Source organism: Microbacterium sp. KR10-403, from assembly GCF_040196215.1.
Taxonomy (GTDB): Bacteria; Actinomycetota; Actinomycetes; order Actinomycetales; family Microbacteriaceae; genus Microbacterium.
This window is the reverse complement of sequence record NZ_JBEGDC010000008.1, coordinates 114,090-135,589: the sequence shown is the minus strand read 5'-3', so window position 1 is coordinate 135,589 and position 21,500 is coordinate 114,090. Positions and strand designations below refer to the sequence as shown.

Annotated in this window: 14 protein-coding genes; 10 read left to right on the top strand and 4 right to left on the bottom strand. The window is 70.8% G+C overall.

What is annotated here, in order from left to right; translation table 11 throughout:
- The first annotated feature begins 45 nt into the window (after positions 1-45).
- Both ABMQ42_RS17705 and ABMQ42_RS17700 read left to right on the top strand, forming a co-directional pair.
- Complete coding sequence (locus ABMQ42_RS17705) at positions 46-1,215, top strand: sensor histidine kinase (protein ID WP_349724332.1); 1,170 nt, start codon at positions 46-48, stop codon at positions 1,213-1,215.
- Positions 1,212-1,850 (top strand): response regulator, encoded by a 639-nt coding sequence (locus tag ABMQ42_RS17700; protein ID WP_349724331.1) that lies wholly within the window; start codon positions 1,212-1,214, stop codon positions 1,848-1,850. The genes ABMQ42_RS17705 and ABMQ42_RS17700 overlap by 4 nt, the downstream gene beginning before the upstream one ends.
- A 154-nt stretch (positions 1,851-2,004) precedes the next feature.
- Here ABMQ42_RS17700 and ABMQ42_RS17695 read toward each other — a convergent pair whose 3' ends face one another.
- Entirely contained in the window at positions 2,005-2,970 is a 966-nt protein-coding gene (locus tag ABMQ42_RS17695) for an acetylxylan esterase (protein ID WP_349724329.1), read from the bottom strand.
- A gap of 412 nt (positions 2,971-3,382) precedes the next feature.
- Here ABMQ42_RS17695 and ABMQ42_RS17690 point away from each other — a divergent pair, with 412 nt between their 5' ends.
- From ABMQ42_RS17690 to ABMQ42_RS17670, 5 genes are all read left to right on the top strand, one after another.
- The gene (locus ABMQ42_RS17690) at positions 3,383-4,831 is read left to right on the top strand and encodes a GH1 family beta-glucosidase (RefSeq protein ID WP_349724328.1); all 1,449 of its coding nucleotides are present in this window, start codon (positions 3,383-3,385) and stop codon (positions 4,829-4,831) included.
- Entirely contained in the window at positions 4,828-6,294 is a 1,467-nt protein-coding gene (locus ABMQ42_RS17685; RefSeq protein ID WP_349724327.1) for a glycoside hydrolase family 43 protein, read from the top strand. Before ABMQ42_RS17690 ends, ABMQ42_RS17685 begins: the two co-directional genes overlap by 4 nt.
- Positions 6,295-6,559: 265 nt before the next feature.
- Complete coding sequence (locus tag ABMQ42_RS17680) at positions 6,560-7,549, top strand: ABC transporter permease (RefSeq protein ID WP_349724325.1); 990 nt, start codon at positions 6,560-6,562, stop codon at positions 7,547-7,549.
- Positions 7,550-7,562: 13 nt separating this feature from the next.
- Positions 7,563-8,483, top strand: coding sequence for a carbohydrate ABC transporter permease (locus tag ABMQ42_RS17675; RefSeq protein WP_349724324.1), 921 nt, complete (start codon positions 7,563-7,565; stop codon positions 8,481-8,483).
- A gap of 30 nt (positions 8,484-8,513) precedes the next feature.
- On the top strand, positions 8,514-10,268 hold the full coding sequence (locus ABMQ42_RS17670; protein WP_349724323.1) for a type 2 periplasmic-binding domain-containing protein: 1,755 nt from the start codon (positions 8,514-8,516) through the stop codon (positions 10,266-10,268).
- A 352-nt stretch (positions 10,269-10,620) separates the two neighbouring features.
- Here the strand turns inward: ABMQ42_RS17670 and ABMQ42_RS17665 are convergent, their stop codons facing one another.
- Genes ABMQ42_RS17665 through ABMQ42_RS17655 form a run of 3 tightly spaced genes read right to left on the bottom strand, consistent with a single transcriptional unit; the run spans position 10,621 to position 14,555 of the window.
- Positions 10,621-11,226: a DUF624 domain-containing protein gene (locus tag ABMQ42_RS17665; protein ID WP_349724321.1), complete on the bottom strand. Its 606-nt coding sequence runs from the start codon at positions 11,224-11,226 to the stop codon at positions 10,621-10,623.
- Positions 11,227-11,229: 3 nt separating this feature from the next.
- Positions 11,230-12,201 carry a LacI family DNA-binding transcriptional regulator gene (locus tag ABMQ42_RS17660; protein WP_349724320.1) on the bottom strand — a complete coding sequence of 324 codons (972 nt, stop codon included), beginning with the start codon at positions 12,199-12,201 and terminating at the stop codon, positions 11,230-11,232.
- A complete protein-coding gene (locus ABMQ42_RS17655; RefSeq protein WP_349724319.1) occupies positions 12,195-14,555 on the bottom strand; it encodes a glycosyl hydrolase family 95 catalytic domain-containing protein in 2,361 nt (786 codons plus the stop codon). Before ABMQ42_RS17655 ends, ABMQ42_RS17660 begins: the two co-directional genes overlap by 7 nt.
- A gap of 87 nt (positions 14,556-14,642) precedes the next feature.
- On the opposite strand from ABMQ42_RS17655, the gene ABMQ42_RS17650 reads away from it, so the two are divergent.
- From ABMQ42_RS17650 to ABMQ42_RS17640, 3 genes are read left to right on the top strand one after another with little or no spacing between them, the layout of a single operon-like run.
- Complete coding sequence (locus ABMQ42_RS17650; protein ID WP_502884763.1) at positions 14,643-16,655, top strand: beta-galactosidase; 2,013 nt, start codon at positions 14,643-14,645, stop codon at positions 16,653-16,655.
- Positions 16,652-18,958: an alpha-xylosidase gene (gene yicI / locus ABMQ42_RS17645; protein WP_349724318.1), complete on the top strand. Its 2,307-nt coding sequence runs from the start codon at positions 16,652-16,654 to the stop codon at positions 18,956-18,958. Before ABMQ42_RS17650 ends, yicI begins: the two co-directional genes overlap by 4 nt.
- Positions 18,955-21,456, top strand: a complete 2,502-nt coding sequence (locus ABMQ42_RS17640) for a glycoside hydrolase family 3 C-terminal domain-containing protein (RefSeq protein ID WP_349724317.1) — start codon at positions 18,955-18,957, stop codon at positions 21,454-21,456. The genes yicI and ABMQ42_RS17640 overlap by 4 nt, the downstream gene beginning before the upstream one ends.
- The last annotated feature ends 44 nt before the right edge of the window (positions 21,457-21,500 follow it).

Sequence of the window (21,500 nt, the reverse complement as noted above, 5' to 3'; positions counted from 1 at the left end):
GAGGGGTGGATGCCGCGGGTCTGGCCCCTCCCGTAGCGTGAGGGTGTGCTCCGTCCGCTGCAGTCGTATCAGATCGTCGTCGACGTCGTCATCGCGGCGTTGTTCGCGCTGGCGACGGCGCCGATCGAGATCGCCGTGAACACCTCGCAGCAGTGGAGCCTGCCGATCGGCCTGCTGGCCGGCGTCGTCTTCGGCTCGGCGCTCGCGCTGCGCCGGCTGTCACCCGGGCTCGCGCTCGGCATCGCCTGGGCCGGCGCTCTCGTCGAGATGACGTTCGGTCGCGTGCCGGGACCGGCGTCGCTGGCCGTGTTCGCGGTGCTCTACACCGCGGCCGCCTACGGCACGATCCGCGTCTTCTGGTTCGGGTTCGGCTCGGCGATCGCGGGCGCCGTGGTCGCCGTGCTCTACCTGTACATCGTGCCCGGCAACATCGACTTCACAGCGACCGGCGTGAGCGTCATCGTCGCGATCGTGATCGCCGCGATCTTCGCGTTCCTGCTCGCCTGGACCGTCGGTGCCCTTGTGCGGTCGACCCGTCGATCGCGCGTCGACCGGGCGGCCCAGCAGCGTGCACAGGCCGACGCCATCGCCGAGCAGGAGCGCACCCGCATCGCCCGCGACATGCACGACGTCGTCGCCCACTCGCTCGCGGTCGTGATCGCCCAGGCCGACGGCGCGCGCTATGCCGCGGCATCCGACTCCGCCGCACAGTCCGCCGCGCTGGGCACCATCTCGTCCACCGCGCGCTCGGCGCTCGCCGATGTACGCCTGCTGCTCGCGCAGCTGCGCCACAGTCAGGAGAACGGCCCGCAGCCTACGATCGCCGACCTCGACGGGCTCTTCGGCCAGGTCAAGGCTGCGGGGCTCGACATCCGGGTCACTGTCGATCCGGCGCCGCGCGGCGAGGTGCCCGCGGCCGTGCAGCTGGCCGTCTACCGCATCCTGCAGGAGGCTCTCACCAACGCGCTGCGCCACGGCGGCACCGGACCCGTGGACGTCGGCCTGGCCTGGCTGCCCGCGCGGGTCGATGTCGTCGTGCGCAACGCGCTGCCCGCCCCCGCGGCGCCGCCTTCCGCACCCGTCTCCGGCTCGCACGGGCACGGCCTCATCGGCATGCGCGAACGGGCGCTGCTGGTGGGTGGCACACTGGATGCCGGAGCCGAGGCCGGCGCATTCGTGGTGCGTGCCGGCATCCCGATCGGAGGACCCGGATGATCCGCGTGGTGCTGGCCGACGACCAGGCGCTGTTCCGCGCCGGCATCCGCATGGTGATCGACTCGCAGCCCGACCTCGAGGTCGTCGGCGAGGCGTCTGACGGACGTGAGGCGATCGACGTCGTGCGCGCGACGCACCCCGATGTGGTGCTCATGGACATCCGCATGCCCAACATGGACGGGCTCGCCGCCACGGCCGAGCTGCTGCGCGACGACGACGCACCGCGCATCGTGATGCTGACGACCTTCGACCTCGACGAGGCGGCGGCGCGGGCGATCCGGCAGGGGGCGAGCGGCTTTCTGCTGAAGGACGCCGACCCCGAGTTCCTGCTGGCGGCGATCCGCACCGTGCACGCGGGCTCGGCCGTGATCGCGGCATCCGCCACCCGCGACCTGTTCGCGCAGACGATGGATGCCGCGACCCAGCCGGTGCCGCCGTCGTTCGGCGAGCTCACCGAGCGCGAGAAGCAGATCTTCGCGCTCGCCGCGCGCGGACTCTCGAACGCCGAGATCGCGGCGCGCGAGTACCTCTCCGAGGCGACAGTGAAGACGCACATCAGCCGCATCCTCACCAAGCTCGCCCTGCGCGACCGCGTGCAGCTGGTCGTGTTTGCGTTCGAACACGGCCTCACCTGAGGCGCCGCACCGCGGCATCCCGCCCCCGCCTGCCCCGCCTCTCGAACCGTGAGAGTGCAGCGGGTGGACGAGGATGCGGTTGCTTCCCTATCTCTCGTCTACCAGCTGCACTCTCAGCGACGCGGGCGAGAGGCAGCGGGGTGGATGCCGCGGCTCAGACGCGCTCCGCGAGCCAGCGGGCCTGGCGCAGCCACTGCTCGGTCTGGCCGCCCTCGTGGCCGTTGAACTCGTAGACCTCGATGTGCTTGTCGTCCGATCCGCAGTGGTTGAACGCGGCGAACACGCTCGAGGGCAGCACGATGCCGTCCATGAGTCCGACCGAGAACAGCGCGGGTGCGGTGATGCGGCGCGCGAAGTTCACGCCGTCGAAGTAAGACAGCGTCTCGAACACCCGGTCGACCTCGGTGCGGTGCACGGCGAGGTAGCGCTCAATCTCCAGGAACGGGTGGTCGGGCGTCATCTCGACCGAGCGGCGGAAGTGGCACAGGAACGGCACGTCGGGCATCGCGGCCTTCACGGCCGGGTGCAGCGCGGCGGCGGCCAGCGTGATGCCGCCGCCCTGGCTGCCGCCGGTCACGCTGATGCGCTCGGCATCGACGAAGGGCAGCGCGGCGGCGGTGTCGATCGCACGCACGGCGTCGGTGAACACGCGGCGGTAGTAGTACGTGTCGGGTTGCCGGATGCCGCGGGTCATGAACCCGGGCACGGCCCCGTCGGATCCGTGCGGGTCGGGGGTGTCGCCGCCGGTGCCCCAGCCGCTGCCCTGCCCGCGCGTGTCCATGAGGATGTGCACGTAGCCGGCCGCGGCCCACTGCAGGCGCTCGCCGGGCACGCCGCGCCCGCCGTTGTAGCCGATGTACTCGACGATCGCCGGCCGCGGCTCGTCGGTGCGCGGACGCATGATCCACGCGCGGATCGGCTCGCCGCCGAAGCCGCTGAAGGTGAGGTCTTCGACGATCAGCTCGGTGACCGGCGAGTCGACGGCGACCACGACGGGGTCGGATGCCGCGGCCCGGGCCTCGTCGAGCGTGCGACGCCAGAACGCGTCGAAGTCGGCGGGCTCGGCCACATCGGGCAGGAAGGTGCGGAGGTCTGCGAGGGGGAGGTCTGTCAGCGGCACGACCGCCAACGTACACGATGTCGGGCGCGCCTTCGCGCACGCGCCGCGCCGCGGCATCCCGCCCCGACGCCCCCGTTCGCGTGCCCGCCGGACCGCGAGAGAACAGCTGCCCGCCGAGGATGCGGGCAATACCCGTTCTCTCGGCCGGCAGATGTTCTCTCGGCGGGTAGATGTTCTCTCGGCGACGAGCGCGCGCCTCCCGACGCTGAGAGTGCAGCGGGTGGACGAGAGGTAGGGAAGCAACCGCTCCCTCGTCCACCTGCTGCACTCTCACGGTGCGCGAGAGGCCGCGCGGCGGCGGGTGCTTGCGCGAAGCGCGGGGAGGCCCTACTGTAAGTCGAAGCGTTTCGACTACGGATGCCGCAGAAGGCTCCGAGCGGACGTGGACATCGACGTGACGAACGGGAGACCAGTGAGCACCGACGCTTCGCCCCAGGTCCGCAGTGCGGACTTCCGAGACAGTGGCCTGCGCTTTCCGGCCGGGTTCACCTTCGGCTCGGCCACGGCCTCGTACCAGGTCGAGGGCGCCGCGAACGAAGACGGCCGCGGCCCGTCGATCTGGGACACGTTCAGCCACACGCCCGGCAAGGTCTGGAACGGCGACACCGGTGACGTCGCGTGCGACCACTACCACCGCTGGGAGTCGGACCTCGACCTGATGGCCGACCTCGGCCTGGGCGCCTACCGCTTCTCGATCGCGTGGCCGCGCATCATCCCCACCGGCCGCGGCGCGGTCAACCAGGCGGGTGTCGACTTCTACTCGCGTCTGGTCGACGGCCTGCTCGCGCGCGGCATCCGCCCCGTCGCAACGCTGTACCACTGGGACCTCCCGCAGACGCTGGAGGATGCCGGGGGCTGGCCGGTCCGCGAGACCGCCGACGCCTTCGCCGAGTACGCGTCGGTCCTGGGTGCGGCGCTCGGCGACCGCGTGCACACCTGGACGACCCTCAACGAGCCGTGGTGCACGGCCTATCTCGGCTACGGCCAGGGCGGGCACGCACCCGGGCGTCGTGAGCCCGCCGCCTCGCTGGCCGCCGCCCATCACCTCAACCTCGCGCACGGCCGCGCGCTGCAGGCGCTGCGTGCGACCTCGACGGGTTCACCCGAGTACTCGGTCACGCTCAACCTGCACGTGGCCCGCGGCGAGGCCGAGGCCGTGCGCCGCATCGACGCCGTGGGCAACCGCGTGTTCACGAGCCCCATGCTGCGCGGCGTGTACGACGACGACCTCATCGCCGACACCGCGGCGCTCACCGACTGGTCGTTCGTGCAGGACGGCGATCTGGCCGAGATCCACCAGCCGATCGACGTGCTGGGCGTCAACTACTACTCGACGAACGCGGTGCGGCTGTGGAGCGGCGACGCCCCGCGGCAGAGCAACGACGGCCACAAGCCCGCCGACGGCGGCACCGCCTGGCCGGGCAGCGACGACGTCGTGGAGTTCCTCCCGCAGCCGGGCCCGCACACGGCCATGGACTGGAACATCGCCCCCGACGGACTGCTCGAGCTGCTGCACACGCTGCGCGACCGCTTCCCCGAGCAGCCGCTCATGATCACCGAGAACGGCGCCGCGTTCGACGACGCGGTCTCGGGCGACGGCGCCGTGCACGACCCCGAGCGCGTCGACTACCTGCGTCGGCACCTCACCGCCGCGCACCGTGCGATCGAAGACGGCGTCGACCTGCGCGGCTACTTCGTGTGGTCGCTGCTCGACAACTTCGAGTGGGGCTACGGCTACGCCAAGCGCTTCGGTGTGGTGCGCGTCGACTTCGACGATCAGACCCGCACCGTCAAGGACTCGGGACACTGGTTCCGGCAGCTGGCCACGACCGGCGTCATCCCCTCAGCGACGGTCGAGTGACCGCGGTGGACCTGCGCGAGGCGGCGACGACGCCGATCATCCCGGGGTTCTTCCCCGATCCGAGCGTCTGCCGCGCCGGTGACGGCCTGTACCTCGCGAACTCGTCGTTCGAGTACTCGCCGGGCGTGCCGCTGTGGCGCAGCGACGATCTCGTGACCTGGCACGAGGCCGGGCACGCGCTCGACGGCGACCCGGCCTTCGCGGCGGGGGATGCCGCGGCCGGCGGCGGCGTGTACGCCCCGACCCTGCGCCACCATGACGGTCGCTTCTGGATGATCACGACCAATGTGTCGGGTGCGCCCGGGCAGCTCGTGACCTCGGCGTCCGCGATCGAGGGGCCCTGGGCGCCCGCGCGGGTGATCGCCGGCATCCCCGGCATCGACCCCGACCTGGCGTGGGACGACGACGGCACCTGCCTCGTCAGCTACAGCTCGAACACGGCCGAGGTGCCCGGCATCGGCCAGGTCCCCGTCGACCTGGAGCGGGGAGAGGTCATCGGACCCGCACGGTCGATCATGCCCGGCACGGGCCTCGCCTACCCCGAGGGGCCGCACGTCTTCCGGCGGGGCGACTGGTGGTACCTCCTCTTCGCCGAGGGCGGCACCGAGCGCGGCCACTGCGTGAGCGTGGCGCGCGGGCCCGCGGCATCCGGCCCCTTCGAACTGTGCCCCGCGAACCCGATCCTCACCCGGCGCAGCACGACCTTCCCGGTGCAGAACACCGGCCACGCCGACATCGTCGAACTCGCCGACGGCACCTGGGCGATGGTCTACCTCGGCGTGCGTCCGCGCGGGGCGACTCCGCTGTTCCACGTCAACGGGCGCGAGACGTTCGTCGCGGGCATCGACTGGATCGACGACTGGCCGGTCGTCGTCGCGGACCGATACGAGATCCCCGCGCCCGAGACGGCCTTCGTCGACCGGTTCGAGTCGCTGCACCCGCGCTGGATCTCGCCGGGCGCGGCACCCTCGGCCTTCGCGAGCGTGGGCGGCGGGGTGACCCTGCGCCCGGCCGACTCGCCCGGCGGCGCGCCCGCCATGCTCGGCGTGCGCGCCCGTGACCCGTACTGGCGCTTCGCCGCCGTGACCGAGGCGCGCGACGGCGCGGCCGTGCGCGTGCGCATGGACGAGCGCCACTGGTATGAGCTGCGGCTGACCGGCGGCCGCGCACTCGTGCACGCGCAGGTCGGGCCGGTGGCGCAGCAGTTCTCCGGCGAGCCGCTCGCGGCCGACGGCGCGATCGAGCTGCGGGTGCGGGCGGATGCCGCGACCACGGGTGGACCGGACGACCTCGTCTTCGAGGTGGCCGATGCCGACGGCATCCACCCCCTCGCCCGTCTGGACGGGCGCTATCTCTCCACGGAGGTGGCGGGCGGATTCGTCGGCCGCGTCATCGGTCTGCGGGCCGTCGACGGGCCCGTGCGGTTCAGCGAGGCGCGCTATGCGCCGGAGGCCGCGGGCTGATGGCCGGCGTCGTGGCGTGCGAGGTCTCGCAGCCGCGTCATGGGAGCGCTCTCTATCGTTATCACGGCGTTACGCGTCCGGAGTTGACGAATCGGCGGGCGCGTGGTTTCTTTGTTCCAAGCCGTAATCGAAGCGGTTCGACAACGGGCCTTCCCGACCCCGTCGAACACGGCTGCGGACCGACGCCCGGCGGCGCGGTCCCGAACGCACGAAGGAGTGAGATGCGAGCAGTGAGCACCTGTGGCGATGAACGGGTGATCCTCCGATGACCGTTCAGGCGGCCATGGTCCAGGAGGTGACCGCGGCCGGCATCGAATCGACGACGGGCGGCAAGCGCACGCGTCGGCGCGGCAAGCCGTCGCGCAAGTCGATCGGGATGTTCCTGTGCATCGTCCCGTTCCTGGTGCTGGTCTTCCTGTTCTCGTACTTCCCGCTGTACGGCTGGATCTACTCGCTCTTCGACTACAAGCCGGCGCTGGGACTGTCGGGCAGCGAGTTCGTCGGACTGCAGTGGTTCCGGATGCTGGTGAGCTCGCCGACGCAGCTCGCGGAGATCCTCCAGGTGCTCGTGAACACCCTGGCCATCAGCTTCCTCGGGATCGCGACATCCATCCTCCCGCTCGCCTTCGCGGTGTTCCTCAACGAGGTGCGCACCCCCTGGTTCCGCAATGCGGTGCAGACGCTGACCACCCTGCCGAACTTCATCTCGTGGGTGCTCGTCTACATGATCGCGTTCTCGCTCTTCTCGAGCACGGGGCTGGTCAACAGCGTGCTCAACGACTGGGGGCTCATCTCGACCCCGATCAAGTTCCTCGACACCGACCAGCACATCTGGCTCACGATGACCCTCTGGAGCATCTGGAAGGGCCTGGGCTGGGGCGCGATCATCTACCTCGCGGCGATCTCAGGCATCGACCAGTCGCTGTACGAGTCGGCACGCATCGACGGCGCCGGGCGCTTCCAGACGATGTGGTACATCACGATCCCGCAGCTCATGCCGACCTACCTGGTGCTGTTGCTGCTGTCGGTCGCGAACCTGCTGAACAACGGCATGGAGCAGTACTTCGTGTTCCAGAACGCATTCAACAAGGAGCACATACAGGTGCTCGACCTGTACGTCTACAACATCGGCATCACCGGCAACAGCCTGTCGATGGCGACCGCGATCGGCATGCTCAAGAGCGTCATCTCGGTCATCCTCCTGTTCACCGTCAACGCGATCGCCAAGCGCGTCCGCGGCACGTCGATCGTCTGAGAGGCACCGAACGATGAGCACCGTCTCCGCCGGAGTGCACAGTCGCCGCGCCGGCGACATGATCTTCACGATCATCAACTACGGGGTCTTCCTGCTGCTGGTCTTCCTGTGCGCATACCCCTTCTACTACCTGATCATCAACTCGGTCAGCGCCAACGACGTCTCGGCGCTCGGCGACGTGCGCTGGTGGCCGGTCGGGTTCCACCTCAACAACTACAAAGAGGTGTTCCACCTGCAGGGGCTGCCGCTGGCCGCCGTGGTCAGCGTCGGCCGCACCGTGATCGGCACCGCGGCCACCGTGCTGGCCTCGGCGTTCCTGGGCTTCATGTTCACGCAGAGCAAGATGTGGGCCCGGCAGTTCTGGTACCGCTTCATCATCGTCACGATGTACTTCAGCGCCGGCCTGATCCCGGTGTTCATCATCATGAAGACGCTGGGCCTGACCAACAACTTCTGGGTGTACGTGCTGCCGTTCATCGTGCAGCCGTTCTTCATCATCCTGGTGAAGACCTACGTCGAATCGATGCCCGAGTCGCTCCAGGAGGCCGCGGAGGTCGACGGCGCGAACATCGTGCAGATCTTTTTCCGCGTGTACCTGCCGAACATGACGCCGATCCTGGCGACCGTGGCGATCTTCTCGGCCGTGGCGCAGTGGAACAGCTTCCAGGACACGCTGATCTACATCACCGACCAGAGCCTGTACACGCTCCAGTACCTGCTGTACATGTTCATCAACCAGGCGAACAGCCTGGCCCAGGCGGCGCAGAACTCCGGCGGCGATCTGTCGTCGATCATCTCCGCGGCGACCTCGCAGACCCCGACCTCCATCCGGATGACGGTCTCGGTGATCGTCGTGCTGCCGATCATCTTCATCTACCCCCTGTTCCAGCGCTTCTTCGTGAAGGGCATCATGCTGGGCGCCGTCAAGGGTTGACGGCGGCCGGTCCCACCAGAAAGGAATGCAATGAAGCTGAAGAGGAAGGTGGCCTTCGCGGCCGTCGCACTCCTCGCCGCCGGACTCCTCTCCTCCTGCAGTGGAGGCGGGTCGTCCACGGGTGACACGAAGGCAGTGAGCTCTTTCCCCGCCAAGTGGGACAAGGAGATCACGATCGACGTCTTCGACGGGCTCGCGAACTACATGGGCATGCAGAAGGGCTGGTTCGCGAAGATCGTCAAGGACAAGTTCAACATGAAGTTGAACATCATCGCCCCCAACGTGGCGGGCGGCGGCGACACGCTCTACAACACCCGCGTCGCGGCGGGCGACCTGGGCGACCTGATCATCACCGACCAGGGTGAGAAGCTCGACGACCTCGTCCAGGGCGGGCTTGTGCAGGATCTGTCGAAGTACTACCCGGCGATGAAGAACGTCTCGAAGTACCAGGCGGCCGTCGACTACGTCAACAAGGGCAAGGACGGCGTCTACGGCCTGCCCACGCAGGTCTCATCGATCAAGCCGACGGAGTCGTCGGAGGGCCTCGACCCCACGTTCGGCCCGTACCTGCGCTGGGATCTGTACAAGAAGCTCGGCTACCCCCAGGTGAACACCCTCGAAGACCTGCTGCCGGTGCTCAAGCAGATGCAGGACCTCGAGCCGACCGCACCCAACGGCAAGAAGGTCTACGCCCTCTCCCTGTTTAAGGACTGGGACGGCAACATGATGAACAACGCGAAGCAGCCGACGACGTACTACGGGTACGACGAGCTCGGCTTCGTGCTGGCCAAGGCCGACGGCTCTGACTACCAGAGCATCCTCGACCCGAATGGCCAGTACATGCGCACGCTGAACTTCTTCTACAAGGCCAACCAGATGGGCCTGGTCGACCCCGAGTCGACGACGCAGAACTACGACACGCTGTTCTCGAAGTACCAGAACGGCCAGGTGCTGTTCTCGTGGTGGCCCTGGCTCGGCCAGTCGGCGTACAACACCGAGGCGAACACGACCGCCGGTCGCGGCTTCGAGATCGCACCGCTGAAGGACATGGACGTCTTCTCGTACGGCGCCTCCGCCTACGGTGGCAAGCAGGTGCTCTCGATCGGCTCGAAGGCCGAGGACCCCGAGCGCATCGCGGCCTTCATCGACTGGCTGTACTCGCAGGAGGGCACGTACTCCAACGGCAGCCAGACCGGTGCCGCCGCGGGTCCGCAGGGCCTGACCTGGGATCTCGGCAGCGACGGCAAGCCGGCGCTCACCGACTTCGGCAAGCAGGTGTTCATCGAGGGCAAGGGCACCGTCCCGGCCGAGTGGGGCGGCGGCGACTACACCGACGGCGTCTCGACGCTGAACGTGAGCCTCGTGCTGCCCAACGACGTCGACGAGAAGACGGGCTACCCGTACAACTACCAGTTCTGGCCGTCGTACCAGAAGCTCACGTCGACGGCGCTGAGCAAGGACTGGTCGTCGCACATGGACGACGCGACCTCGACGATGGACTACCTGAAGAAGAACGACCAGCTTCTGGTGGCGCCCGGTGCCAGCTACACGGCGCCGACCGACAGCTCTGAGATCCAGACGCTGCGCAACCAGATCAAGGCTGTCATCGTCCAGTACTCGTGGAAGATGTCGTTCGCCAAGAACGACGCCGAGTTCGCGTCGCTGCAGAAGGAGCTCATCTCCAAGGCGAACGGTCTGGGCTTCGACAAGGTGCTCAAGGTCGACATGGACAACGCGAAGGCCCAGAACACGGCCCGCGTGGACGTCGCCAAGAAGCTCGGCTGACCCGAAGCCGACACCCGGGGCCCGGGGCGCGCAAGCGCTCCGGGTCCCTTGTCGTGGCCGCGCCTCGCGTCGTGACCGCCGCGGCCCGTGCACACGGTAGGGGATCGTCGGCGACACGCCGTGAGGGTGGTGGATGCCGCGGTGCGCCGCGCCGGTGGCCCGACGCTGTGCCCGCGGCCGGCGCGGAGGGGCCGGATCGGGGTGGATGGCAGGGTGCCGGCGCCTCACCTCTTGATGTCTCAGGAACATCAGCTGGTGAGCTCAGCGGGAGGGGTGCCACGGGGCGCCGATCCGGGCGGGTGCACCACGTGCACCGGGGCGGGATGCCACGGGCCCGCGGCATCCCGCCCCCTCAGGAGAGGTGGCGGGAGAACACCGACCGGAACAGGAACGCCGTGGCGTACGCGCCCACCGAGTACCCGACCGTGAGCAGGATGAACACGAAGGGGTGGAACAGCAGCGTGATGCACACCAGCGCGACGGGGATGAGGATCATCCCGAAGGTGCGCGACGGCTCGGCGCCCGGCAGCAGCAGCGCGTTCTTGAGAGTCTGCTTCAGGGGCGCGGTGAACCATGCGACCAGCGCCATGGCGTACATCCACGCGATGAACAGGTACAGCGCGGCGACGGCCGCGATCACGGCGGCGACGCCGCTGAGCGCCCCGGGGTTCGCCCACCAGAAGATGACGCTGTAGGCGAGCAGCAGCGCCGGCAGCAGCAGACACAGCGATGCCAGCGACGCGCGGCCGAAGTTGCGCCCGAAGGCGGGCAGGTAGTCCTTGAGCGGATGCCCGCTCTCGTCGTCCGCGAAGCGGATCGTCACCTCGTACAGCGCGGACGTCGCCGCCCCGATCGTCACGACCGGCAGACAGGTCACCAGGTACAGCAGGTTCAGCCCGACGAACGCGAGGAACGTCGTGACCCCCTGTGCGGTCTTGCCCCCCGGATCGATCGGCATCGGCTACGCCCCCGCCGAGGCCAGCACCGGCGGCAGCAGCACGACCTTCTCGCGCTGCTCGCCGGCCAGTATGGCGCGCAGCGCGTCGGCGGCGGCCGCGCCGATGCCCTCGGCGGGGATGGCGATGCTGTCGGCGAGCCCCGTCACGGTCTGCGCCATCTCAGCCGGGCACAGCGCGACCAGGTCGAGCTCGTGCGAGCTCGTCGCGACATGCGCGGCGATGTGCGCGAGGGCGCCCTCGTTGTGGATCAGGATGCCGCTGAGCCCCGGTTCGGCGGCGAGCACCGCGTCGACGACCTGGGTCGATTCGGCTCCGGTCGGGCAGGCGTGCACGCTGCCGACGACGCCGAGCTCGTCGCACGCCGACAGGAACCCGCGCACGAGGCGATCGGCGTACGAGGTGTGCCGTTCGAGCACCTCGGCGGGCGCGCCGAACAGCGCGATGCGCCGGTGGCCGAGCGCGGCCAGTCGCTGGGCGGCCAGGCGCCCTGCGGCCTCGAAGTCGAAGTCGACGCACACCAGTCCGTCCGCGCCCGCGGGCAACCCGATGAGCACGCTCGGCACATCGAGCCCCTCCAGCGTCTTGATGCGGGGGTCGTCGGACTCGACATCCATCACCAGCAGGGCATCGACCATCGAGGCGCGTGCCGCGTGACTCAGACCCGCCGCGTCGTCGCTGGTCAGCAGAAGGATGTCGTACTGCAGCGACCGGGCCTCGGTCACGATGCCCGCGACGATCTGCATGACCACGTGCACGTCGACGCCGGCGCGCAGCGGCGCCTGCAGGCCGATCACGTTCGTCGAGCGCGACGCGAGCGAGCGGGCGCTCGCGTGCGGGCTGTACTCCAGATCGGCGATCGCCTGGGCGACGCGGTCACGGGTCTCCTGCGAGATCGTGCGCTTGCCGCTCATCACGTACGACACGGTCGAAATGGAGACGCCGGCGGCGCGCGCGACGTCCGCGATGGTCACCATGCGGTCTCCCTCGAATCGATGGTCAGCGGGTCGCCGGGAGCAAGGTCCACCCGGCGGTGGCCCCAGCCCGGAACCCGCACCTCTATTGTGGTGGGTCTCTCGGCGTGGAGCCGGATGCGGCGGGCCCGGCCGTCCGCCCACGAGACGTCGATACTGACACCGCCGCGGGCGCGCAGCCCGTGCACGGCGCCGTCGGGCCAGCCTGCCGGCAGCGCGGGCAGGATGCGCAGCACTCCGTCGTGCGACTGCACGAGCGCTTCGGCGATCGCGGCGGTCACGCCCAGGTTGCCGTCGATCTGGAACGGCGGGTGCGCGCTGAAGAGGTTCGGATACAGGCCGCCGCGGTGACCGCCGTCGCCGTTCTCGGCGGGGCCGCCGGCGGGGCTGGGGACAGGGCGCAGCGACATCGCGAGCTGCTCGGCGAAGCGCTCGCCGTCGCCCAGCCGCGCCCACATCGCCGCGCGCCAGGCCAGCGCCCATCCGCTGGACTCGAGCCCGCGCGCGGCGATCGTCTCTCCGGCGGCCGCAGCCAGCGCGGGAGTGCGCTCGGGCGTGATCTGCGCGAACGGGAACAGGCCGACCAGGTGCGAGAGGTGCCGGTGATGCGGGTCTTCGTCGTCGCGCGGCGGGTTCCACTCCTGCACGCGCCCGTCGGTCACGGCGTACTCGGGCAGCAGGGCAGTCACGCGCCCCAACGCGCCGACCCAGCCGTCATCGCGGCCGAGGGCGGCCGCGGCATCCCGGCACACCCGCGCCAGCTCACGGAAAAGGGCGACGTCCATCGTCGACGTCGTGCCCACGCCGTATACGGTGCCGCTCTCGACGAAGCGGTTCTCAGGCGAGGTCGACGGGCTCGTCCACGCGGCGGCGCCGTCGGTTTGGATCCATGACAGGGCGAAGCGCGCTGTCGCCTCGAGCACGGGCCACGCGCGGGTGCGCAGCGCGTCGAGGTCGCCGCCGAACGCGAACCGGTCCCAGAGGTGCAGCGCCAGCCACACCCCGCCCACCGGCCAGAACGCCCACGACACGTCGCCGTGCCCCGCACCCACCGGGGCGGCGTGCCCCCACGGGTCGGTGTTGTGGTGCAGCACCCAGCCGTCGGCGCCGTGCAGGCGCCGGGCGACCTCGGCCCCGGTCGTGGCCGAGACCCGCTCGACGAAGCGCAGCAGCGGCTCGTGGCACTCGGGCAGGGCCGTCGTCTCGGCCGGCCAGTACGCCATCTGCAGGTTGATGTTGGTCGTGTAGGCGCACGACCACGGACCGGGCAGCTCGGCGTTCCAGAGCCCCTGCAGCGTGAGCGGGATCGGGCTGTCGCGAGTGGATGCCGCGAGCAGATATCTCCCGTAGTGGAAGACGAGGGCGGCAAGTCCCGGATCGTCGCGGGTCAGCGCCCGGGCGACGCGCTCGTCGGTGTCGAGCTCGCCGGCGTCGGCGGGGGAGGGCAGCTCGAGCACGCAGCGGTCCATGAGGACGGCGTGCGCGGCCGCGTGCGGTTCGTGCGCGGTGGCGGCCTCGGCGGGGGCGAAGGCGTCGAGCACGGCGGTCGCGCGGGCGGCGGCATCCCGCTCGTCATCGTCGCCGGGCAGCCCCGGCGCGGTCGCCGTGCCGATCACGATCAGGTGCGTGCGGGCGGGGGTCAGGACGAGTCGATCTCCGTCGAGGCGCCCCTGCGAGCGGATCGCCACCGCGCCGGTGCGCCCGCGCGCGGGGTCGTAGCGGATCGGCTCGGCGGGGTGCTCGTGCCCGGGGGCGACGTCGACCGGCAGCATCCACTCGGCGACGACATCGCCGTCTTCGTCGCGCGGCGCCTGAACAGCCCGCAGCAGGCTGTCGATCGTCACGGTCACGGCGACCGGGGCGTCGGCGGTGATGCGGTGCACGAGAGCGCCCGAGGGGATGCCGGCCCAGGTCTCATGGACGACGGATGCCCCGCCCGCCGTGTACGCGAGGGTCGTGATGCCGCGGTGCAGGTCGAGTTCCCGCTCGCAGTCCGGTCCCGAAGCGCCGTCGACTTCGACGTCGAGGTGCGCGAGAGGCAGATACGCCTGCACCCACGGGGTCTGCTGCCGCTGCAGCAGCCGCTCGGCCTCGGCGAGGTCGCCGCGCGCGATGGCGGCGCGCACGGCGGCGAGGGCTGCGGGTCCGGCGTCCTGCACGCCCGCGAGCGGGTCGTCGGCGGTCGATCCCGACCATGCGGTGATGTCGTTGAGCCACAGACGCAGCCCGCCCGGGCGTCCGCCGCACATCGCGCCGCGGGTGCCGTTGCCCACCGGGAGCGCGTCGGTCCAGGCGTGCGCGGCGCGCGTGTAGCGCAGTGCGAAGAGAGCATCGCGGCTCGGCGTGGACAGCGGCACGAAAGCTAGTATATGGTCTGGTTGTTGAAACGCTTCGACAGTTACAGAACACTGCCGACGACCACCCTCGACTTTGAGCTGGAGCCCATGTCACCGATGACGCGCGATCCCGCCCGTTTCGCCGCTCTCACCGCAGAGCTCGGCATCTGCTTCGGCGGCGACTACAACCCCGAGCAATGGCCCCGCGAAGTGTGGGCCGAAGACGTCGCGCTCATGCGCGAGGCCGGCGTCAACCTCGTCACGGTCGGCGTGTTCAGCTGGGCCGTGATCGAGCCCGAGCCGGGCGCCCGCGAGTTCGGCTGGCTCGACGAGATCCTGGGCCTTCTGCACGAGGCGGGCATCTCCGTCGACCTGGCGTCGCCGGTGGCCTCGCCGCCGCCGTGGCTGGGGGTGCGGCATCCCGAGACCCTGCCGGTGGACCGCGACGGCGTCGCGCTCGTGCCGGGCTCGCGCAACCAGTTCACGCCGGCGTCGCGCGTCTACCGCGAGCATGCGCTGGCGATCACCCGCGACCTGGCGGAGCGGTATGCGCAGCACCCCGCCGTGCGCATGTGGCACGTGGGCAACGAGTACGGCCAGCTCGACCACGGCCCCGAGGCCGAGCGCGAGTTCCGGCTCTGGCTGAGGGCGCGCTACGGCACCATCGAGGCGCTCAACGAGGCGTGGGGCACCACTTTCTGGTCGCAGCACTACGCCGACTTCGACGAGATCACCCCGCCGCGGCGCATGCCCTACGTCATCAACCCGTCGCAGGCCGTCGACTTCCGCCGCTACACCTCCGACCAGCTGCTCGCGTGCTACCGCGAGCTGCGCGACGCCATCCGCGAGGCGGGGGCGACGCAGCCGATCACGACCAACTTCATGGGCTTCTTCGACCACGCCGACTACCGCTCGTGGGCCGGCGACGTCGACGTGATCGCCGACGACCAGTACCCCGACCCCACCTCGCCCACCTCGCCGGCCGACATCGCCCTCGTGCAGGACCTCATGCGGTCCCTCGGCGACGGGCAGCCGTGGCTGCTCATGGAGCAGTCGGTCAGCGCCGTCTCGTGGCGGCCGCACAACCCGCCCAAGTCGCCCGCGCACGCCCGTCTCGACTCCTTGCAGGCGGTGGCCCGCGGCGCCGACGGCATCTGCTTCTTCCAGTGGCGGCAGTCGCGCGCCGGTGCCGAGCGCTTCCACTCCGCGATGGTGCCGCACGCCGGGGCCGACACCGAGGTGTTCCGCGGCGTCGTGCGCCAGGGTGCCGACCTCAAGCGCCTGCGCCCGGTCGCAGGCGCCCGGATCGACGCCCCGGTCGCGATCGTCTTCGACTGGGCGTCGTGGTGGGCCGCCTCCGAGCCCGCCCTCCCGACCGAGCGGCACGACACCGTCGCCGAGGTGAAGCGCTGGTACCGCGCGCTGTGGCGGCGGGGACTCGCCGCCGACATCGTGGCACCGGGGGCCGATGTGTCCGCATACCCGCTGGTGCTCGTGCCGCACTCCTACGTGATCGAACCGGATGCCGCAGCCGCCCTCACCGCGGCAGCCGTAGCCGGCGCGCAGGTCGTGATCGGCGCGTTCAGCGGCGTGGCCGACGACAACGGGCACGTGCGCACCGGTCGCTCGCCCGCGCTGCTGCGCGAGCTGATCGGCGCCAGCGGCGAGGAGTGGTGCGCGATCCCCGTCGTGCGCCTCGACGGCTACCCCGACGCCACCGCGTCGACGCTCGGCGAGCGGCTGCGCAGCGACGGCGCCGAGGTGCGCGCGACGTACGCGACGGGTCCGCTCGCAGGGCTCCCCGCCGTCACCCGCAACGCACGCGGCACGGGTGCCGCGTGGTATCTGGGGGCCGTTCTGGACGATGCGACCCTGGATGCCGTGCTCGGCGAGGCCGCGGCATCCCTCTCCCGTCCCGTTCCCGGCGTGAGCACGCTGCCCGACGGCTGCGAGGCCGTGCGCCGCGGCGACGCCCTGTTCCTCCTCAACCACGGCGAGCAGCCCGTGCAGGTGCCGGTGGCCCCGGGCCTGGTGGATCTGCTGACCGGCGAAGAGACCGAATCCGTCGTGGCCGTCGCGCCCGACGACGCACGAGTGCTGATCGAAAGGCAGGACCGGTGAAGTTCACCGACGGCTACTGGCTGACCAAGCCCACCCTCACCCCGCTGTACGCGGTCGAGGTCGATGACATCCGCATCGACGAGACCGCGGGCACCATGACCGTGTACGCGCCCACCGCGAAGATCCGCGACCGGGGCGACACGCTCAACCGGCCCATGCTGACCGTGCAGTTCTCGTCGCCCGCGCCGGGCGTCGTCAAGGTGCACCTCGCGCACCACGCCGGCAGCGTGCATCCCGGTCCCGACTTCACCGTGCACAGTGAGCCCGGATACCGCCCCACGCTGCGGCTGGACGACGAGCACGGCGTGCTCGAGGCAGGTCCCCTCAGCGTGCGCGTGGCGCGCACGGGCGGCTGGCAGGTCGACTTCGTCGAGGAGGGCGGCCGGGTGCTCACCCGCTCGCTGCCCCGCTCGATCGGGCACATGACCGGCACCGGTCAGCTGCGGGCCCCCGTCGACCCGACGTGGATCCACCAGCAGCTGAGCATCGAGCCGGGCGAGCGCGTCTACGGGCTCGGCGAGCGGTTCGGCGCATTCGTGAAGAACGGGCAGACCGTCGAGAGCTGGAACGAGGACGGCGGCACCTCCAGCGAGCAGTCGTACAAGAACGTGCCGTTCTACGTCTCCAGCCGCGGCTACGGCGTGTTCGTCGACGATCCCGGACGTGTGTCGTTCGAGGTCGGCAGCGAGGTCAACTCGCGCGTGCAGTTCTCGGTGCCGGGGGAGGAGCTCGACTACTACGTCATCGCCGGCCCCGAGCCCAAGGACGTGCTGCGCCGCTACACCGCGCTGACCGGGCGCCCCGCACGGGTGCCGGCCTGGTCGTTCGGCCTGTGGCTGACGACCTCGTTCACCGCGAGCTACGACGAGAAGACCGTCACCGGCTTCATCGAGGGCATGGCCGAGCGGCACCTGCCGCTGAGCGTGTTCCACTTCGACTGCTTCTGGATGCGCGAGTACCAGTGGGTCGACTTCACCTGGGACGAGCGGGCCTTCCCCGACCCCGACGGCCAGCTGCGCCGCCTGCACGAGCGCGGCCTCAAGGTCTCTGCCTGGATCAACCCCTACATCGCGCAGCGCTCGCCGCTGTTCGCCGAGGCGGCCGAGAACGGGTATCTGCTGCGCCGCACCGACGGCAGCGTCTGGCAGTGGGACATGTGGCAGGCCGGCATGGGCATCGTCGACTTCACGAACCCCGACGCCGCCGACTGGTACGTCGGGCACCTCGAGCGGCTCATGGAGCAGGGCGTCGACAGCTTCAAGACCGACTTCGGCGAGCGCATCCCCGTCGAGGGGGTGGCCTGGCACGACGGCTCCGATCCCGACCGCATGCACAACTACTACCCGTGGCTGTACAACGAGACCGTGTTCCGCGCCCTCGAGCGCCGGCGCGGTGCCGGCGACGCGGTGGTGTTCGCCCGGTCGGCGACCGCGGGCACGCAGCAGTTCCCCGTGCACTGGGGTGGTGACAGCGACTCGACGTTCCTGTCGATGGCCGAGACGCTGCGCGGCGGCCTGTCGCTGGCGATGAGCGGCTTCGGCTACTGGAGCCATGACATCGGCGGCTTCGAGGGCACCCCCGATGCGGGACTGTTCAAGCGCTGGGTCGCCTTCGGGCTGCTCTCGTCGCACTCGCGCCTGCACGGCTCGTCGTCGCTGCGTGTGCCGTGGGAGTTCGATGAGGAGGCCGTCGAGGTCACCCGCCTGTTCACGAACCTCAAGCTGCGCCTCATGCCGTATCTGGCGCGGGTCGCCGATGAGGCGCACACCGACGGCATCCCGATGATGCGTCCGATGGTGCTCGAGTTCCCGAGCGACCGCTCGGGCTTCGACGCCGACACGCAGTACATGCTGGGCGACGCGCTGCTGGTGGCCCCCGTGTTCGACGCCGACGGGCATGCCGAGTACTACGTTCCCGAGGGGGAGTGGGCCTCGCTGCTGCACGGCGATGTGGCGAGTGGATGCCGCTGGCTCACCGAGACGCACGGCTACGACTCCCTCCCGCTGCGGGTGCGGCCCGGCACCGTGCTGCCGTGGGGCGCCGTCGACGACCGGCCCGACTACGAGTGGGCCGACGGGGTCACGCTGCGCTGCTTCGCGCTGCCCGACGGGTTCGACGAGGTCGTCACCGTGCCGGGGTATGAAGGAGCGGCCACGACGTTCCGGGTGCGCCGGACCGGCGACACCATCACCGCGGGCAGCACCGACGCGCGGGCCGCGTGGTCGCTGCAGGCCGGTGCCCAGACCGTGTCGGCGCCCGGCGCCGGCGAACTGACGATCACGATCCAGGAGAGCGACCGATGACCGACGAGCTGTTCCGCGACATCCACGCCCCGCTGCCCGAGCGCGCCCGCGACCTGCTGGCACGGCTCACCCCCGACGAGCGGATCGCCCTGCTGCACCAGAGACAGCCGGCGATCGAGCGCCTGGGCATGGCCGAGTTCCACACCGGGTGCGAGGCGCTGCACGGCGTCGCATGGCTGGGCCGGGGCACGGTGTTCCCGCAGCCGGTCGGCATGGCCGCGACCTGGAACACGGAGCTGCTGCGCCGCATCGGCGATGTCACCGGCACCGAGGTGCGCGCCAAGCACGCCGAGAACCCGCTGGTGAGCCTGAACGTGTGGGCCCCGGTCGTCAACACGCTGCGCCACCCCGGGTGGGGCCGCAACGAAGAGGGCTACAGCGAAGACCCGCACGTCACCGCCCACTTCGGCACGGCATACGCCCGCGGCATGCGCGGCGACCACGAGCGCGTCTGGAAGACCGTGCCCACCCTCAAGCACTTCCTCGCGTACGACAACGAGACCGACCGGTCGACCACGTCGTCCGAGATGTCGCTGCGCACCCTGCACGAAGAAGAGCTGGCCGCGTTCCGCGAGCCGCTCGAGACGCAGGCCGCGGGGGCGATCATGCTCGCGTACAACCGGGTCAACGGCATCCCGGCCCACACCCAGCCCGAGCTGGTCGGCGAGGCGCGCACGTGGAGCGACGAGTCGATCGCCGTGGTCTCGGATGCCGGGGCCCCGACCTTCGTCGTGACGCTGCAGCACGCCCAGCCCGACCATGCGCACGGGGCCGCGGCGCTCATCCGCAGCGGCATGGACTCGTTCACCGACCACGACGCTGACGCGAACCCGACGATCACGCACGTGCGCGAGGCGCTCGCGCAGGGGCTGCTGACCACCGACGACGTCGACCAGGCGGTGCAGCGTCTGCTCGAGCTGCGGCTGCGCACCGGCGAGTTCGACGGCGCCGACGACCCGTTCGGCGCGATCGGCGCCGACGCGATCGACGCGCCCGGCGCCCGCGAGCTCGCCCGTGAGGCCGTCGCGCGCTCGGTCGTCGTGCTGCGCAACGACGCCGCGGTACTGCCGCTGGCCGAACCCGCGCGGGTCGCCGTGGTGGGCCCGATGGCCGATGTCGTGCTCACCGACTGGTACGCGGGCACCCCGCCGTACTCGGTCGGCATCGCCCGGGGCTTCGCCGACCGGTACCCGGCAGCCCGGGTCGAGACGGTGACCGGTGCCGACACCGTTACCCTGACGGCGCCCGACGGCGGCTACGTCGCCTCGAATGCCGACGGCTCGGTCGTCGACACGTCGGGGACGACGGCGGATGCCGCCTCGCTGTGGGATGTCACGGACTGGGGCGACGGCATCCTGACCCTCCGCTCGCACGCGAGCGGCAAGCTGCTCACCGGCGGCGTCTGGCCCATGCACGCCGACGCCGACCGCGTGGGCGGCTGGATCGTGCAGGAGAGCTTCCGCACCCACGTGCACGCCGACGGCAGCTGGTCGCTGCTGCACATCGGCTCGGGCCGCTGGGTGCGGGCAGCGCTCGGCGGCGGCCTGCTGCTGGCCGAGGCGCGCACGCTCGCGGACGCCACACGCTTCGGCGTGCGGGTGGTGCGCTCGGGCGCGCAGGCGGTGGCGGATGCCGCGGTCGCCGCCGACGCCGTGATCGTGGCCGTCGGCAACGACCCGCACCTGTCGGGCCGCGAGACCGAGGATCGCCCGCACCTGTTCCTGCCGGCGTCGGCCGTGAGCGTGTGGCGGGCGGCGCGTGAGGCCAACCCGCGCAGCGTGCTGACGATCGTCTCGAGCTTCCCGTACGTGCTCGGCCCCGGCGTCGCCGACGCCGAGACCGTCGTCTGGACCAGCCACGGCGGGCAGGAGCTCGGCCACGGCGTCGCCGACGTGCTCAGCGGCGACCGCGAGCCTGAGGGCCGCCTGGCCCAGTCGTGGCCGGCCGACCCCGCGCAGGCCGGCGACCTGTTCGACTATGACACGCTGCGCCAGCAGGCCACCTACCGGCACCAGCCCGCGCCGTACGCCTTCGCGTTCGGGCATGGGCTGGGCTACTCCACCGTGGAGTACGAGTCGGTGACGGTGGATGCCGCGTCCGTCGACGCGCCCGCGCCGACGCTGCGGCATCCCCTGTTCGCGCCGCGCGGCGACGAGCACGTGGTCGCCGCGACCTTGCGCGTGCGCAACACGGGGTCGCGCCCGGCCGAGGAGCTCGTGCAGCTCTATGCGGTGGCCTCGGGCTTCGGCTTCCCGGCCCCGCGGCGCCTGCTGGTCGCCTACGAGCGCGTGCGGCTCGAGCCCGGCGAGGCGCGCGACGTGGCGCTGCGGTTCGCGGTGGAGCGGCTCGCCGTGTGGGACGACGCCGCGCAGGTTCCCGGTGCGGTCGCAGACTGGCTGCACGCCGGCGCGCTGCGCGTGCAGCCCGGCGTCTACCGCCTGTCGGCGGGTCCGTCGGCCGACGCGCTGCCGGTGTCGGTCGACCTGACCGTGCGCTGACGCGGCGCCCGCGCTCTCCCCGCGCCTCCAACGGTGAGAGTGCA

Coding starts and splice junctions, on each gene's coding strand:
- ABMQ42_RS17660 (WP_349724320.1), bottom strand. CDS start 12,201: ATGGTGACCATCGCGGACGTCGCGCGCGCCGCCGGCGTCTCCATTTCG.
- ABMQ42_RS17665 (WP_349724321.1), bottom strand. CDS start 11,226: ATGCCGATCGATCCGGGGGGCAAGACCGCACAGGGGGTCACGACGTTC.
- ABMQ42_RS17650 (WP_502884763.1), top strand. CDS start 14,643: ATGTCACCGATGACGCGCGATCCCGCCCGTTTCGCCGCTCTCACCGCA.
- ABMQ42_RS17700 (WP_349724331.1), top strand. CDS start 1,212: ATGATCCGCGTGGTGCTGGCCGACGACCAGGCGCTGTTCCGCGCCGGC.
- ABMQ42_RS17670 (WP_349724323.1), top strand. CDS start 8,514: ATGAAGCTGAAGAGGAAGGTGGCCTTCGCGGCCGTCGCACTCCTCGCC.
- ABMQ42_RS17680 (WP_349724325.1), top strand. CDS start 6,560: ATGACCGTTCAGGCGGCCATGGTCCAGGAGGTGACCGCGGCCGGCATC.
- ABMQ42_RS17640 (WP_349724317.1), top strand. CDS start 18,955: ATGACCGACGAGCTGTTCCGCGACATCCACGCCCCGCTGCCCGAGCGC.
- ABMQ42_RS17675 (WP_349724324.1), top strand. CDS start 7,563: ATGAGCACCGTCTCCGCCGGAGTGCACAGTCGCCGCGCCGGCGACATG.